This window comes from Allobosea sp. 117 (assembly GCF_000702305.1).
Classification (GTDB): Bacteria; Pseudomonadota; Alphaproteobacteria; order Rhizobiales; family Xanthobacteraceae; genus Ancylobacter.
The window spans coordinates 146,254-161,745 of sequence record NZ_JNLC01000013.1; the positions used below are offsets into that span (position 1 = coordinate 146,254).

A 15,492-nucleotide genomic window follows, 5' to 3' on the forward strand; every position below is an offset into this window, starting at 1 on the left:
GCTCACCCCTTCTTGGACCGGCGCTCGGGCCGCTTGCAGACGCGGTCGAGCACGATGGCGAGAACGACGATGGCGAGGCCCGCTTCGAAGCCCATGGCGATGTTCACCGAGTTCAGCGCCCGCACCACCGGCTTGCCGAGGCCGTCGGCGCCCACGAGGGCGGCGATCACCACCATGGAGAGGCTGAGCATGATGCACTGGGTGATGCCGGCCATGATGGTCGGCAGCGCATAGGGCAGCTCCACCTTGAACAGAAGCTGGCGCTTGGTGGCGCCGAACGCCTTGCCGGCCTCGAACAGGTTCGGCGGCACCGAGGAGATGCCGAGATGAGTGAGGCGGATCGGGGCAGGGATGGCGAAGATCACGGTGGAGATCAGCCCCGGCACCGCGCCCAGGCCGAACAGCACCAGCGTCGGGATGAGGTACACGAAGGTGGGAATCGTCTGCATCAGGTCGAGGATCGGCCGGATGGCGGTGTAGAGCCATGGCCGGTGCGCCGCCGCGATGCCGATCGGCACGCCGATGACCACGCAGACCAGCGTCGCGCAGATGACCAGCGAGAGGGTCTCGATGGTCGCCTGCCAGTAGCCGAGATTGGTGACCAGCAGCAGCGCCGCCACGATGAAGACGACGAGCCCGATTGAGCGGTGCATGTACCAGGCGCCGAGCGCGAAGATCGCGATCAGCAGCAGCGGCGGCACCAGCAGCAGCGCGCCGGTGAGGCCGGCGATCAGCCCGCCGAGGACCAGCGAGATGAAGTCGAACACGCTCTGCCCGTGCTCGGTCAGCAGGTCGACCAGGTTCTTCAGCCAGAGCCCAAGCGGGATCTTGTGCTCGGTCAGCCAGTCATACATCGGGCGCTCCCCCGGACGGCGATGAAAGGGCGAAATCGAACATCGTGGCCGGACGGTCGCCCGGCCATCGGCAGGTTGCAAGGTCAGGAGGCCATCCGCCGTGCGGATGGCCGAAGTCCGCCGTCAGAGGCCGACGCTCTTCTTCACGGCGTCGACCGCCGGCTTGCCGTCGATGGTGGTGACGCCCTTCAGCCAGGGCTCCCACACGGTGGGGTTGGCCTTCAGCCATTTGGCGGCGGCCTTCGGGCCTTCCATGCCGTCGAACAGGATGTAGCCCATCACCACGTTCTCGGTGTCGAGCGAGAACTTCAGGTTCTTGATGAGGGCGCCGACATTCGGGCACTCGGTGACATAGCCGGCGCGGGTGTTGGTGTAGACGGTGGCGCCGCCATAGTTGGGGCCGAACACGTCGTCGCCGCCGGAGAGGTAGGACAGCTTGTACTTGGTGTTCATCGGGTGGGGCTCCCAGCCGAGGAACACGATCGGCTCCTTGCGGCGGGCGGCGCGCTCGACCTGCGCGAGCATGCCCTGCTCGGAGGATTCGACCAGCTCGAAGCCCTTGAGGCCGAACTTGTCGTCCTTGATCATGTCGAGGATCAGCCGGTTGCCGTCATTGCCCGGCTCGATGCCGTAGATCTTGTTGCCGAGCTTGTCCTTGAACTTGGCGATGTCGGCGAAGGACTTCAGGCCCTCGTCATAGAGATAGGTGGGCACGGCGAGGGTGTATTTGGCGCCTTCGAGATTGGCGCCGAGCACCTCGACCGACTTGTCCTCGCGATAGGGCTTGAGGTCGGCTTCCATGGTCGGCATCCAGTTGCCGAGGAAGACGTCGATGTCCTTGGTCTGCATTGACTTGTAGGTGACCGGCACCGACAGGACCTGCGTCTTCGGGGTGTAGCCGAGCGCTTCCAGGATCGCCGAGGCGACGGCGGTGGTGGCGGTGATGTCGGTCCAGCCGACGTCGGCGAACTTCACCGTCTTGCAGGCCGCCGGCTCGGCCGCGCTAGCGGTGGATGAGGCGGCGTCCCAGGCGAAGGGGACGATCAGGAGTGCCGCACCGAGTGCGGCGCCCGCCAGAGACTTCAAGCTGCGCATCGTTCGCTGTTCCCGTATCTAGGCGCGTCGCGTCGATGAACGCGGGAGGCGCATCCGGGCGCGGCTTGGCGTCGCTCCCCGATGGCCGCCGGTCGACCGTGCGGACGCCGACATTGCCGATCCCTCTCGGCGATCACGCCGCCGACTCTAGCCGGAAGCGCCGATCGCCGCATCATGGCCCCGTGCGGCTTCCATCGAAGTCTGCGGGCTCTTTTGAACAGTCATTCAATATTGGATTCTCGCATTTGTCACGCGTAATTTTCAGCCATGTATGCGCCGAGAATGATTGATTTTGCTGCATTGCATCAGAGGGGCGGCGATGTGGCGTGCAGCGGCCCTCCGGATTCGGCCTGCGCGATTTTTGCCTCTTTGCGGGTGGTGGCCTTCGCTGTATTATTTGTTCGTTCAATTAATCTCCAAGCCGGTGAGGGCGACATGGCGGCACAGGCGCAGGCCCGGCAGGCAGGTGATCGCGAGGAGGGGCGTCGCGACGAGGAGGTGCGCCGCCGCGAGCCGGAGGATGTGCGCCGTCGCCAGCTCATCGAGGCCACCGTCGATTCGCTCGCCGAGGTCGGCTTCAACGCCTCGACCCTCGCCCAGATCGCGCGCCGTGCCGGCGTCTCGCCCGGCCTCGTTGCCCATTATTTCGGCGACAAGGACGGCCTGCTCGAGGCGACGCTGCGCCATCTCGCCGGCCGCATCGCGCGCGGCACGGCGGCCCGCCTCGCCGAGGCGCGCTCGCCGCGGGCCCGTGTGCAGGCGGTGATCGACGCCAACCTCGCGCCCGAGGAATTCGACCAGCAGACCTGCAGCGTCTGGCTCGCCTTCTGGGGACAGGTGCTGCATTCCGAGCGGCTGCGCCGGGTGCAGAAGGTCTACCAGTCGCGCATGCTCTCCAATTTGCGCCACGACCTGACCCCCATCGTCGGCGCCGCCGAGGGGCGGCGGCTCGCCATCGCCATCGCCGCGGTCATCGACGGGCTGTGGCTGCGCTCGACGCTCTCCGCCACCGGCGAGACGGACGCCGCCAGCGCCCGCTCGATCGCAACCGCCTTCGTCGACGGGCAGCTCGCCACCGCGCGTCTCGCCAATCCCGTGATCCTGGAAACCAAGGGAGCGCCCGCCGTGAGCGCCGCTGTTCCGCTTCACCGCAACCATATCGGCGGGCGCTACCTGCCGTCGGCCGGCGGCGAAACCTTCGAGACCATCAATCCGGCGACCGGCGAGGTGCTGGCCAACATCGAGATCGCCGGCGAGGCCGAGGTCGAGGCGGCGGTCGCCGCGGCACGCAAGGGTCAGAAGCTCTGGGCGGCGATGCTAGGTGCCGAGCGTGGGCGCATCCTCAAGCGCGTCGCCGACCTTTTGCGTGCCCGCAACGAGGAACTGGCGCGGCTGGAGACGCTCGACACCGGCAAGCCGATCCAGGAAACCATTGCGGTCGACGTGCTCTCCGGCGCCGACTGCATCGAATATTATGCCGGCCTCGCCGGCAGCCTGTCCGGCGAGCATATCGACCTCGGCCCGTCGGCCTTCGGCTATACGCGGCGCGAGCCGCTCGGCATTGTCGCCGGCATCGGCGCCTGGAACTATCCGCTGCAGATCGCCTGCTGGAAATCCGCTCCCGCGCTCGCCTGCGGCAATGCGATGATCTTCAAGCCGGCCGAGCTCACCCCGCTCACCGCGCTCAAGCTCGCCGAGATCATGGCCGAGGCTGGCGTGCCGGACGGCGTGTTCAACGTGGTGCAGGGCTTCGCGGATACCGGGCGCCTGCTGACCCGCCACCCGGATATCGCCAAGGTCTCGCTCACCGGCGAGGTCGGCACCGGCAAGAAGGTGATGGCGGACGCCGCCGGCACGCTGAAATACGTCACGCTGGAGCTCGGCGGGAAATCCCCGCTGATCGTGTTCGACGACGCCGATCTCGACGATGCGGTCTCCGGCGCGCTGCTCGGCAATTTCTATTCGGCGGGCGAGGTGTGCTCGAACGGCACCCGCGTCTTCGTGCATTCCTCGGTGCGCAAGGCGTTCCTCGGCAAGCTGGCCGAGCGTGTGAAGAAGATGGTGGTGGGCGATCCGCTCGACCCTGCGACGCAGGTCGGCGCGCTCATCAGCAGGCCGCATATGGAGAAGGTGCTCTCCTATATCGCCAAGGGCCGCGCGGAGGGCGCCAAGCTCCTCGCCGGCGGCGAGCGGGTGACTGCCGGCGCGCTCGCCAAGGGCTGCTTCGTCGCGCCGACCGTGTTTGAGGGCTGCGCCGACGAGATGAGCATCGTGCGCGAGGAGATCTTCGGCCCGGTGATGGCGGTGCTCGCTTTCGACGACGAGGACGAGGTGATCGCGCGGGCCAACGACACCGTATTCGGATTGGCGGCGGGCGTGTTCACGCGCGATCTGGCGCGCGGCCATCGCGTCATCGCGCAGCTTCAGGCCGGCACTTGCTGGATCAACCACTACAACATCACGCCGATCGAGTTGCCCTTCGGCGGCTTCAAGCAGTCCGGTCTTGGCCGCGAGAACGGCAAGGCGGCGATCGAGCACTACACGCAGCTCAAGAGCGTCTACGTCAATCTCGGCCGCGTCGAGGCGCCCTACTGATGAAGAACGGCACGGCCGAGTTCGACTACGTCATCGTCGGGGCCGGCTCGGCCGGTTGCGTGCTGGCCGATCGGCTGTCGGCGGACGGGCGGAACCGCGTGCTCGTGCTGGAATATGGCGGGTCCGACCGCTCCGTGTTCATCCAGATGCCGAGCGCGCTCTCCATCCCGATGAACATGAAGAAATACAACTGGATGTATGAGAGCGAGCCGGAGCCGGGCCTCGGCGGCCGGCGCATCCACTGCCCGCGCGGCAAGGTTCTTGGCGGCTCCTCCTCCATCAACGGTCTCGTCTATGTGCGCGGCAACCCGGCGGATTTCGACCGCTGGGAGGAGGAGGGCGCACAGGGGTGGTCCTATGCAGACGTGCTGCCCTATTTCCGCCGGGCGGAGAGCCGGCAGGAGGGTGGTGACGCCTATCGCGGCGGCGACGGTCCGCTCGCCACCCGCTACGGCAAGCTGGAGAACCCGCTCTACACGGCCTTTATCGAGGCGGCGAAGCAGGCCGGCTATCCGGCCACCGACGACATCAACGGCTATGCCCAGGAAGGTTTCGGCCGGATGGACATGACGGTGAAGGACGGCGTGCGCTGGTCGGCAGCGAACGCCTATCTGAAGCCGGCTATGAAACGGCCGAACCTGACGGTCGAGACCCATGCGCGGGTGACCCGCATCCTGTTCGAGGGGCGGCGCGCGGTCGGCGTCGCCTATGGGCGGGGCGGGCAGGCGCATGAGGTGCGGGCGCGCCGCGAGGTGATCCTCGCTGGCGGGCCGATCAACTCGCCGCAACTGCTCAAGCTCTCCGGCGTCGGGCCGGCGGAAGAGCTCGCCGCGCACGGCATCGAGGTGATCGCCGACCTGCCGGGAGTGGGCGAGAACCTGCAGGATCATCTGGAATTCTATTTCCAGATGGCCTGTCGCGAGCCGATCACGCTCTATTCGTCAATGGGCCTCGTCGCGCGCGGCATGATCGGGCTGCGCTGGCTGCTGGCGAAGGACGGGCTCGGCGCGACCAACCATTTCGAAGCCTGCGGCTTCATCCGCTCGCGGCCGGGCGTGCCTTATCCCGACATCCAGTATCACTTCCTGCCGCTCGCCGTGACCTATGACGGGCAGGGCCTCGCCTCCGAGCACGGCTTCCAGGCGCATGTCGGGCCGATGCGCTCGAAGAGCCGCGGCTGGGTACGGCTGAACTCCGCCGACCCGCACGAGAAGCCGCGCATCTTCTTCAACTATATGAGCCACGAGGACGACCGGGCCGAGATGCGCGCCTGCGTGCGGCTCACCCGCGAGATCTTCGCGCAAAAGGCGTTCGATCCCTATCGCGGGCGGGAGATCCAGCCGGGCGCGGATGTCGTGAGCGACGAGGCGATCGACGCCTTCATCGCGAACAAAGTGGAGAGCGCCTATCACCCATCCTGCACCTGCAAGATGGGCGCGGCCTCTGATCCGATGGCGGTGGTCGACCGCGAGACGCGGGTGATCGGGCTGTCGGGCCTAAGGGTGGTGGATTCCTCCATCATGCCCTCGGTGACCACCGGCAACCTCAACGCGCCGACCATCATGCTGGCCGAGAAGGCCGCCGACCATATCCTCGGCAAGCCGCTGCTGGCGCCGTCCAACGCGCCCTATTACGTCGCGCCGGACTGGCAGCGCGCGCAGCGGTGACGCCTCAGCTTTTCTCTGGAACGCCGTCATCCTGAGGTGCTCGGCGGAGCCCGAGCCTCGAAGGATGGCTGGTTTGGGTGGAAACCGGTTAGCCGTTACCCCGCAGCACGCCGATCTCGCGCAGATGTGCGATGATTTCGCGCGCGGCCTCGTCAGGGGGCGGGTCGACCAGCAGCCGGCCGCCCGCCGCCGCCGTCTCCGTCGCGGCCTTGAGCCGGTCGGCGGCGGAGGCGCCGGCCGCGGCCTTGGCGATCAGCTTCGGGCGGGGGCGATAGGGACGCTGCTCGGCATCCGTGGCGGGCCGCGGAGCGGCGATGCCGGGGCGCGTGTCGACCCGCCCCGAACGGGCCTGCGCGAAGGCGAAGGGTAGGGGCGTCGGTGCGGCGGGATGCACGGTGAGAATCGCCGGCAGGCGCAGTGTCACCCGCCGGCGCACGCCCTTCGGCAGCGCCTGGTCGACGACGAGCGTATCGGCCGCCTCGCCCGGCGCGAGCAGCGCGGCATCGGAGAGGATAGGCAGGCCGAGGGCATCCGCGACGAGATAGGGGAGCTGTCCGCTGTCCTCGCCGCCGCAGCCCACCCGCCCGGCGAGGATCAGGTCCGGCTGCATCTCGGTGAGTGCGCCGACGAGGCTTGGCAGAGGGTCGTCGCCATCCGGGATCGCCAGATGCGCGAGGCCAGCGAGGCCATGGCCGAGCGTGTCGCGCACCGCTTCCGCCTTCGGCCCGGCATGCAGGCCGGAAGGCGCCGCGCCGAGCAGGCGTGCGAGGCGGATCGCCTGCAATTCGACGGGCACGGGGCTGGCGCGTCCGGTGACAGGATGGCGGCCGGCGGAGACGAGGACTACGACCTTCACGGGTTGCCCTCCTTCTCCGCCTTCAGCGCTTTGAGGATCGCCGGCATCACCTTCTGTGCGTCGGCGACGATGGCGAGACCGGCGCGCTCGATCATCGCCGCGTGCAGGTCGGTGTTGACCGCCACCACATGTTCACACTTCGCCACGCCCTGCAGATGCTGCGGCGCGCCGGCGATGCCGAGGGCGAAATAGCAGCTCGCCTCGAGAACCGTGCCGGAGGCGCCGACCTGTGCCGCGCGCGGCATGAGGCCGGCGTCGCAGACCACGCGGCTGGCGCCGGGTGTTGCGTTGAGCGTGGCCGCGAGCGCGCGGAACGCCTCGAAATCGCTGACGCCGTTGCCGGCCGAGACGACGAAATCGGCTTCGGACAGCGGCACGGCGGAAGGGTCGGCCGGAATGATCCGGGCATCGAGGATGGCGGGCGAGGGCGGTGCTGCCACCGGTTCCATCTCGATCAGCCGCGCCTCGTGGAGCGTGCCGCCGTGTGGGGCGACGCTGTCGGGCGAGAGGCTGATGAGCCGTGGCGGCGCGATGCGCTGCTCGGTCCGCCGACCGTCCGACGCGCGGGAGACGGCTTTCGCGGTGACCGTCTCCGCGCCGGTGAAGAGTGGTTCCCTGAGCCGCGCGGCGACGCGGCGAGCGAGATCACCGCCGTCGGCGCTTTCCGGGAACAAAGCGTAGCGGACGGCCAGCACTTCCAGCGTCGCGGCTACGGCGCCTGCGCGGCGGGCGGGATCGTAATCCTCGTCCGTGCCGAGCAACAGAACGCGGTCCGCGCCGGCAGCGGCGAGGTCTTCCATCGGCGCGGCAACGACCGCGACCACGGCGCCGCGGGCGGCATCCGCCAATATGCGGGCGGCGCCAAGAAGCTGGCGGTCCTGCGGACTCAGCCTTCCGCCCGGCGCGTCCGGCACCACAGCAACCAGGAAGGCCGGCTCGGCGATGATCCGCAGTTTCGGCGCAGCCTCGACCGGCGCGGGGCGGGACTCGGGCGCGACGACAGCTGCCTGCCGCTGGGCGCGGTCGAGCCGCAGCCGCGCGGTGCCGCCGACCAGCATCAGGCGCAGCTCGGCGCGCGGATCGCGGCGCAGGCGGCCGCCGGCCGACGCCGAGGCGGCGAGATCGAAGCGAGGACGCGCCTCGCCGGCAACGCGATGGGCGCTGCGCTCGGCCCGCGGGTCGCGACGGATGCGGCTCATGTCACCGTCTCCACGCCACGGGCGACGGGCTTGACTCGCGCAGCCTCGACGGCGTCGAGCACCAGCTCGGCGACGTCGCGCACTTCGGGTCGGTTGCCGGTGACGCCCTCCAGCATCGCAGTGCATTGCGGGCAGGCCACCGCGACGATGCCGGCGCCGGTCGCGCTCGCCTGCGCCATGCGGATGTCCGGGATGCGCCGGTCGCCCTCGATGTCGCTCAGCGGCGCGCCACCGCCGCCGCCGCAGCACATGGAACGCTTGCCGGAGCGTTCCATCTCGACGCGCGACAGGCCCAGCCGGTCGAGCAGGCGGCGCGGGGCGTCGATCTCGCCATTGTAGCGGCCGAGATAGCAGGGGTCGTGATAGGTCACGCCGATGCCGAGCGCGCCGACATCGAGCCGTCCGGCAGCCACCAGCTCGTCGAGGAAGGCGGCGTGGTGGATCACCTCATAGCTGCCGCCGAAGGCCGGATATTCGTTGCGCAGCACATGCAGCGCGTGCGGGTCGGCGGTAAGGATGCGGCGGAAGGAATGCGTCGCCAGCGTCGCGATATTCTCCCGCGCGAGGCGCTGGAAGGTCGCCTCGTCGCCGAGCCGGCGGGCCACGTCACCGCAATCGCGCTCCTCCGCCCCGAGCACGGCGAAATCGACTTTGGCGAGATGCAGCAGCCGCACCAGCGCACGCAGGCTGCGGCCATAGCGCAGGTCATAGGCGCCCTCGCCGAGCCAGAGCAGGATGTCGGCACTGCCCTTCGCGCCGATCAGCGGCAGGTCGAGACCGGCGGCGAAATCGGTGCGGGCTTTGAGCGGGCGGCCCTGCGGCTCGTCGGCATAGCGCAGCTCGGCGAGCGGGGCCGCCGCCTTTTCCGGCACGGCACCGAGCTCCAGCGTCTGGAAGCGGCGCAGCGAGACGATGGCGTCGACATGCTCGATCATCATCGGGCATTCCTCGACGCAAGCGCGGCAGGTGGTGCAGGACCACAGCGTGTCCGGGTGGATCATCGCCCCGGCGCCGACGATCGGCTGCTCCGGCCCGCCGCGCCCGGCCACCGGACGGGCGTTCGGATAGGGGCTGCCGGAATAGTTCGCATTGGTGCCGCCAGGGACCATGGCGGCGGCCAGGTCCTGGATCAGCCGCTTCGGGTTCAACGGCTGGCCGGCGGCGAAGGCCGGGCAGGCGACCTCACAGCGCCCGCACTGGATGCAGGCGTCGAAGCCGACGAGCCGGTTCCAGGCGAAATCGGCGGGCGTGGCGGTGCCGAGGCGGGGCGCGTCGAGGTCGATCGGCAGCAATGCCGTCTCGCGTCGACCCTCGAAGCGCCCGTCACGCGGATGGGCGACGAGATGCAGCGCGCCTGCGAAGGCGTGGCGCATCGGCCCGCGGTCGAGCTGAAGCACGAGCCCGAGCCCGCCCGCCGCCGCCAGCCACAAGCCCAGCCAGCCGAGCGGCCAGACGGTGCCGGCCAGCGCCGCATCGAGCGCGGCGAGGAAGGCGCCGGTCGCGTAGCCGATCAGCAGCAGCGGCAGGACCTGGAAGCGCCCGCCGGAAAGCCGCGCCGGCTTCTGCGGATAACGGCGCCGGCCGACCATCGCGCCGCCGATCAGCATGGCGGCGAAGAGCACGGCGATCAGCGCCCAATAGAGGCGCGAGCCGCCGAGGGCCGGGACAAGCGTGAGCAGGACAAGCGCCGAGCCGCCCAGCAGGCCGCCGGCGACGAAGGCGTGCATCCGCGCGGCGAAAGGATCGCGGCCGACGACGTGATGGACGTCGACGAGATAGCGCTTGGGCAGCGCCATCACGCCATGCAGCCAGTTCACCGCGGCTGGCCGCCCGACGCGCCACAGCCGCACGCGCCGTCCTGCCGTCACCGCGGCGATCACCGCGAGGGTGAGAACGACATAAGCGAGGCTGAGCGCCGAGGACGTCATTGGGCCTGTCGTTTCCTTCCCTTCACCGATGCAGCGTCATCCTGAGGTGCCGGCCCTTGGGCCGGCCTCGAAGGATGCTCGTCGGGAGCACTACATCCTTCGAGGCTCGCTTCGTTCGCACCTCAGGATGACGGCGCGTTTGACCGAACCGAAGCTGCCTCACAGATCCTTGCACAGCCGTAGCGAGTCATAGATCGCGGCGTGGATGTTCCGCCCGGTCCATGCGTCGCCGACGCGGTAGAGCGCGAAGCCGTCGGCGCCCGTCCAGCGCTGTGGGCGGCCGGCGACCAGAGCTTCGAGATCGGTCTCGCCGTCATTCACCGAGCGCCCGCGCAGCTCGCCAAACAGGCCCTCGACGGGGAGCGTGCCGTAATCGACGACGACCCGGTCGACCACCCGCTCCTCCTCGGCGCCGGTCATGGTGTTGCGCAGAGCGGCGACGAGGCGGTTGCCCTCGGGGTAGATCTCGATGAGCTCCATGTTCGGGCTCATCACTACGCCGAGCTTGTAGAGCTCGCGCAGATGGATCGGCTTGTTGGTGGTGCCGACCTCCTGCGCGACCTGCAGATCGTGGGTCGCCATCTCCACGAGGCAGCCGCGTTTGGCTAGCACCTCGGCGGTGGAGGCGGCGTTGTGGCCACCGATCTCGTCATAGAGAAGCACGGTGCCGGTCGGCTCGACCTTGCCGGTGAGCACGTCCCAGGTGGAAACCGCGTGCTCGTGCCCCTTGGCATGGCCGAGACTGGGCAGGCCGCCGGTGGCCATGATGACGACGTCCGGATTCTCGGCGAGCACCTTGTCGGGCGTCGCCTCGGTGCCGAGCCTTATGTCGACGCCCTTCTTCTGGACCTGCGCGAACAGCCAGCGCGGAATGCCGGACAACGCCTCGCGCCAGGTCGCCTTGGCGGCGATGTTGATCTGGCCGCCGGCCTTGTCGTCCTTCTCGAACAGCACGACAGAATGCCCGCGCTCGGCGCAGACGCGGGCCGCCTCCAGCCCGCCGGGGCCGGCGCCGACCACCACCACCTTGCGCGTCGTCTCCGCTTTGGGGATGACATGCGGCATGGTGGCTTCGCGCCCGGTCGCGGCGTTCTGGATGCACAGCGCGTCGCCGCCGACATAGATGCGGTCGATGCAGTAGCCGGCACCGACGCATTGGCGGATGTCGTCCTCGTGCCCCTCCGTCAGCTTCTTCACGAGATGCGGGTCGGCGATATGGGCGCGGGTCATGGCGATCATGTCGACATGGCCCTCGGCGACCGCGCGGGCGCCGGTGGCGAGGTCGGTCACGCGCTGGGCGTGGAAGATCGGCACGTCGACCTCGCGCTTGATCGCGCTCGGCAGGAACAGGAACGGCGCCACCGGGAAGGACATGTTCGGCAGCGAGATGGCGTGGGAGAGCTCGTCACGGGCCTGTCCGCCCACGACGTTCAGGAAGTCGACGAGGCCGGCCCTGGCATATTCCGAGGCGATGGCGACGCAGTCCTCGTGGGAGAGGCCGTCGGCGATCATCTCGTCGCCGGACATGCGCATGCCGATGACGTAGTCGTCGCCGGCCGCCTCGCGCATCGCCTCCAGCACCTCCTTGCCGAAGCGCATGCGGTTCTCGAGGCTGCCGCCATACTCATCCGTGCGCTCGTTCACCGACGGCGACCAGAACTGGTCGACCAGATGGCCGTGCGCGGCGGAGATCTCGCAGCCGTCGAGCCCGCCTTCCTTGCAGCGGCGGGCAGCCTCGGCGAAAGCCTTCACCACGCGGCGGATGTCGTTTTTGTCCATGGCGCGCGGGATGGTGCGCGAGGCCGGCTCGCGGCGCGCGGAGGAGGACAGCGTCGGGAACCAGTTCTCGGTGTCCCATTTGGTGCGCCGGCCCATATGGGTAAGCTGGATCATCAGCTTGGCGCCGTGGGCATGCACCCGCTCGGCGAAGCGCTGGAAATGCGGGATCACGCTGTCGTCGGCGACCGAGATCTGTGCCCAGGGCGCGGCCGGGCTGTCGATGGCGACCGAGGAGGAGCCGCCGAACATGGTGAGACCGATGCCGCCCTTGGCCTTTTCCTCGTGATAGAGCTGGTAGCGTTCCTGAGGCTTGCCGTCCTTGCCGTAGCCGGGGGCATGCGAGGTCGACATCACCCGGTTGCGGATGGTCAGGCCCTTGATGGTCAGGGGCTTCAGAAGGGCATCGGCATTGGCGATCATAGCGGCGGCGCGTGCTCCCGTACCGGCCGAACCCGGATCATGGTCGCACGATAGGTCGCCGCGTCAAATCGACGACAGAATGATTGCGCCATCGCGCCGGAAGCTTTGCGACCGGCGCGATTTCGGGGCGTGTCAGCTGCGCGTCGCGGCGTCGGCGATGCGGTGGCGGTAGCGCACCAGCGGCGGGCGCAGCCCGTGGTTCCATAATGTGCGGCGGATCGCCGGGGTGGTGCCGGTGAGGATCACCCTGACGCCGGAGCGCTGCATCTTGTGGGCAAAGCCCTCCAGCATCGCGGCGGCGGTGGAATCGAGGAAGGGCACGGCCTCGAAGTCGAGCACGAAGCGCTTGGGCAGCCGCGCGATGTTGTCGAGCACGGTGCCGACCGTCGAGGCGGCGCCGAAGAAGAAGGCACCGGACAGGCGGTAGACCATGGTGTCGGGATCGATCCCGGCGGCATGCCCGTTGCCGGCGGAATCGGCGACATCCTCCTCGGCGAGCGGCTGGCCGACGGCGATGTCGACGGCCTGCGACATGCGATGCAGGAACAACAGCGTGCCGAGGGTGAAGCCGACGACGATGCCCTCGGTGAGGTCGCGGAATACCGTGAGCAGCAGCGTCGCGAGCAGCACCAGCGCGTCGCCCCAGCCCGAGCGCAGCAGGGCGGCGATGGCGCCCTTCTCCACCATGTTCCAGGCAACGACCGCCAGCACGCCGGCGAGCGCGGCGAGCGGGATGTAGCTGGCGAGCGGCGCGGCGATCAGCATGAAGGCGAGCAGGAAGGCGGAGTGCAGCATGCCGGAGATCGGCCCACGGGCGCCGGCGCGGACATTGGTGGCGGTGCGGGCGATGGTGCCGGTGACGCAGATGCCGCCGAACAGCGCCGCGCCCATATTGGCGACACCCTGCGCCACCAACTCGCAATTAGAGCGGTGCCGACGGCCGGTCATGCCGTCGGCGACGACGGCGGAGAGCAGCGACTCGATGGCCCCAAGCATGGCGAAGGCGGCGGCGTCCGGCAGCACGGCCAGGATGCGCTCGGGCGCGAGGTTGGGCAGGCTGGGGAAGGGCAGGCTGGAGGGAATGCCGCCGAACTGGGTGCCGATGGTGGCGACCGGCAGTCCGAACAGCGCGGTGGCGAGGCTCGCCAGAGCGACGGCGATGAGCAGGTTCGGCCAGCCGGGGCGCAGCTTCTTGACGCCGACGATGGTGAGGACGGTCAGCACCGAGATGCCGAGGGCGGCCGGATTCAGCGTCGGCAGCGCGCCGGCCAGCACCTCCAGCTTGGGGATGATCTCGGCGGGCTCCTTGCCGCTGAGTGTCAGGCCGAGCAAATCCTTGATCTGGCTGGAGAAGATGATGGCGCCGATGCCGGCGGTGAAGCCCACCGTGACCGGATAGGGGATGAACTTCACATAGGTGCCGAGCCGCAGCAGGCCGATGCCGGTAAGGAAGATGCCCGAGAGGAAGGTGGCGAGCAGCATCCCCTCGATGCCGTGCCGCTGGATGGTCAGCGCCACCAGCACGATGAAGGCACCCGCCGGCCCGCCGATCTGGAAGCGGCTGCCGCCGAGCGCCGAGACGATGAAGCCGCCGACGATGGCGCTGTAGAGGCCGCGCTCCGGCGTGGTGCCGCAGGCCATGGCGATGGCCATGGAGAGCGGCAGGGCGACGATGGCGACGGTGAGTCCGGCAAGTGCGTCGGCGCGCAGGCCGGCGAGCCCGTAGCCTTCGCGCAGCACCGTGACGAGCTTGGGCGTGAAAAGCTCGACGAAGCTCGGCGGGGCCGGGCGCGTGATGGTCGTCATGGCGATATGGTTTCGAAACGATAGGAGATATCTATGGTGCGCCCACATGGGCGCCAGCACAAGGTCCGCAGCATTGCGGATTCAGCGGAGCTGGCCGGCTATGTCGGCCGCCGCCGCGCCCTTTCAGGAGATCGCGCGCCTCTGGCACGTGCCGAACGTGCTGCAGGGCCATGCTACAGATATTTCTCATCTTACCAGCGGGCTCTGCTGGTCAATATTTTTGCCCGCGACGCGGCTGCGTTCGGCGCGGGGCGAGCGGCCGAAACGCCTCGCATAGGCGCTGGAAAAATGCGCGGCGGACTGGAACCCGCAGGCCAGCCCGACATCGGTGATCGAGAGCGGCGATAGACGCAGCAACTCGCGGGCGCGCTCCAGCCTCAGCCCGAGATGATAGGAGGAGGGGCTGGCGTCGAGATGCTTCCTGAACAGGCGCTCCAGTTGGCGCGGCGACACGTCGAGCCGACGCGCGATGGCCGCGACGCCTTGCGGCTGCTCGATCGCCGCCTGCATCATCTTCACCGCCCGGGCGAGGGTCGGATCGGGCAGAATGGGGCGCGGACGCGCGACGAGACGGGCGCTCTGCCGCGGCGTCGCCGTCCGGCCGCGGTCGAGGATGAACTGCTCGGAGACGCGCTCGGCGAGGCTCTTGCCGCCGCTGGCCTCGATCAGCTCCAGCATCATCTCCAGCGGCGCGACGCCGCCGGTGCAGGTCAGCCGGTCGCGGTCGACCACGTAGGCCTCCTCGACGAAATCGATGTGCGGGAACTCCTCGCGGATCGCCGAGAGGTTTTCCCAATGGATGGCGCAGCGGTAGAAATCGAGCAGGCCGGCATCGGCCAGCACGAAGGAGCCGGTGCACAGGGCGCCGAGCGCCGTGCCGCGGCGGGTAAGGCGGCGCAGCATGTCCTCGAGGCCCGGCGCCACGGCATGGCGTACGTCGATGCCACCGCAGACCAGAACGAGGTCGAGCGGGCCGGCCTCGGCGATCGGCAGGGTGGGTGAGACGCTGAGGCCGTTCGAGGCGACCGCCGGCGTCCCGTCGGGGGTCACCACGTGCCACGTGTAAAGCTCGGATTGCGCGACGTAATTCGCCATGCGCAGGGCTTCCAGCGCATTGGCGCAGGCGATCATCGAGTGGTTCGGCAAAGTGAGGAAGCCGATGCGCCGAAGCCGCGAGAGGTCGGTCTGTGGTGTCATGATGCCGCCATGGCGCAGGGAGCTTCGCTCCAGCAAAACCCTTAACTCGCCACGACTGTGCAGGAAAGGCGCCGCAAATTCGCCTCCGCCGCTGCG

The 15,492-nt window shown here is 68.9% G+C and carries 10 protein-coding genes; 2 read left to right on the plus strand and 8 right to left on the minus strand.

The features are described 5' to 3' along the window. Nucleotides 1–2: 2 nt before the first annotated feature. Complete coding sequence (gene choW, locus U742_RS0111880) at nucleotides 3–854, minus strand: choline ABC transporter permease subunit (RefSeq protein WP_029353262.1); 852 nt, start codon at nucleotides 852–854, stop codon at nucleotides 3–5. Nucleotides 855–977: 123 nt separating this feature from the next. Further along, on the minus strand, nucleotides 978–1,949 hold the full coding sequence (locus U742_RS0111885; RefSeq protein WP_029353263.1) for a choline ABC transporter substrate-binding protein: 972 nt from the start codon (nucleotides 1,947–1,949) through the stop codon (nucleotides 978–980). Nucleotides 1,950–2,384: 435 nt separating this feature from the next. Between U742_RS0111885 and betB the strand changes: the two genes are divergently transcribed. After that, nucleotides 2,385–4,544, plus strand: coding sequence for a betaine-aldehyde dehydrogenase (gene betB / locus U742_RS0111890; RefSeq protein ID WP_038361359.1), 2,160 nt, complete (start codon nucleotides 2,385–2,387; stop codon nucleotides 4,542–4,544). Then, entirely contained in the window at nucleotides 4,544–6,211 is a 1,668-nt protein-coding gene (betA, locus tag U742_RS0111895; RefSeq protein ID WP_029353266.1) for a choline dehydrogenase, read from the plus strand. Before betB ends, betA begins: the two co-directional genes overlap by 1 nt. A gap of 88 nt (nucleotides 6,212–6,299) precedes the next feature. Here betA and U742_RS0111900 read toward each other — a convergent pair whose 3' ends face one another. From U742_RS0111900 to U742_RS0111925, 6 genes are all read right to left on the minus strand, one after another. Then, nucleotides 6,300–7,067 carry an adenine nucleotide alpha hydrolase family protein gene (locus U742_RS0111900; RefSeq protein ID WP_029353268.1) on the minus strand — a complete coding sequence of 256 codons (768 nt, stop codon included), beginning with the start codon at nucleotides 7,065–7,067 and terminating at the stop codon, nucleotides 6,300–6,302. Continuing rightward, complete coding sequence (locus U742_RS0111905) at nucleotides 7,064–8,266, minus strand: electron transfer flavoprotein subunit alpha/FixB family protein (RefSeq protein ID WP_029353269.1); 1,203 nt, start codon at nucleotides 8,264–8,266, stop codon at nucleotides 7,064–7,066. Before U742_RS0111905 ends, U742_RS0111900 begins: the two co-directional genes overlap by 4 nt. Beyond that, complete coding sequence (locus U742_RS0111910; RefSeq protein ID WP_029353271.1) at nucleotides 8,263–10,194, minus strand: (Fe-S)-binding protein; 1,932 nt, start codon at nucleotides 10,192–10,194, stop codon at nucleotides 8,263–8,265. Before U742_RS0111910 ends, U742_RS0111905 begins: the two co-directional genes overlap by 4 nt. Nucleotides 10,195–10,353: 159 nt before the next feature. Next, on the minus strand, nucleotides 10,354–12,393 hold the full coding sequence (locus U742_RS0111915) for an oxidoreductase (protein ID WP_029353273.1): 2,040 nt from the start codon (nucleotides 12,391–12,393) through the stop codon (nucleotides 10,354–10,356). 132 nt (nucleotides 12,394–12,525) lie between these two features. Further along, entirely contained in the window at nucleotides 12,526–14,199 is a 1,674-nt protein-coding gene (locus U742_RS0111920; protein ID WP_029353275.1) for a SulP family inorganic anion transporter, read from the minus strand. 186 nt (nucleotides 14,200–14,385) lie between these two features. After that, nucleotides 14,386–15,396 carry a GlxA family transcriptional regulator gene (locus tag U742_RS0111925; protein ID WP_051661147.1) on the minus strand — a complete coding sequence of 337 codons (1,011 nt, stop codon included), beginning with the start codon at nucleotides 15,394–15,396 and terminating at the stop codon, nucleotides 14,386–14,388. Between the last annotated feature and the right edge of the window lie 96 nt (nucleotides 15,397–15,492).

Bases quoted from the DNA above. Each gene is read 5' to 3' on its own strand.
- betA (WP_029353266.1), top strand. From the start codon at position 4,544: ATGAAGAACGGCACGGCCGAGTTCGACTACGTCATCGTCGGGGCCGGC.
- U742_RS0111910 (WP_029353271.1), bottom strand. From the start codon at position 10,194: ATGACGTCCTCGGCGCTCAGCCTCGCTTATGTCGTTCTCACCCTCGCG.
- U742_RS0111920 (WP_029353275.1), bottom strand. From the start codon at position 14,199: ATGACGACCATCACGCGCCCGGCCCCGCCGAGCTTCGTCGAGCTTTTC.
- betB (WP_038361359.1), top strand. From the start codon at position 2,385: ATGGCGGCACAGGCGCAGGCCCGGCAGGCAGGTGATCGCGAGGAGGGG.
- choW (WP_029353262.1), bottom strand. From the start codon at position 854: ATGTATGACTGGCTGACCGAGCACAAGATCCCGCTTGGGCTCTGGCTG.
- U742_RS0111925 (WP_051661147.1), bottom strand. From the start codon at position 15,396: ATGACACCACAGACCGACCTCTCGCGGCTTCGGCGCATCGGCTTCCTC.
- U742_RS0111885 (WP_029353263.1), bottom strand. From the start codon at position 1,949: ATGCGCAGCTTGAAGTCTCTGGCGGGCGCCGCACTCGGTGCGGCACTC.
- U742_RS0111915 (WP_029353273.1), bottom strand. From the start codon at position 12,393: ATGATCGCCAATGCCGATGCCCTTCTGAAGCCCCTGACCATCAAGGGC.
- U742_RS0111905 (WP_029353269.1), bottom strand. From the start codon at position 8,266: ATGAGCCGCATCCGTCGCGACCCGCGGGCCGAGCGCAGCGCCCATCGC.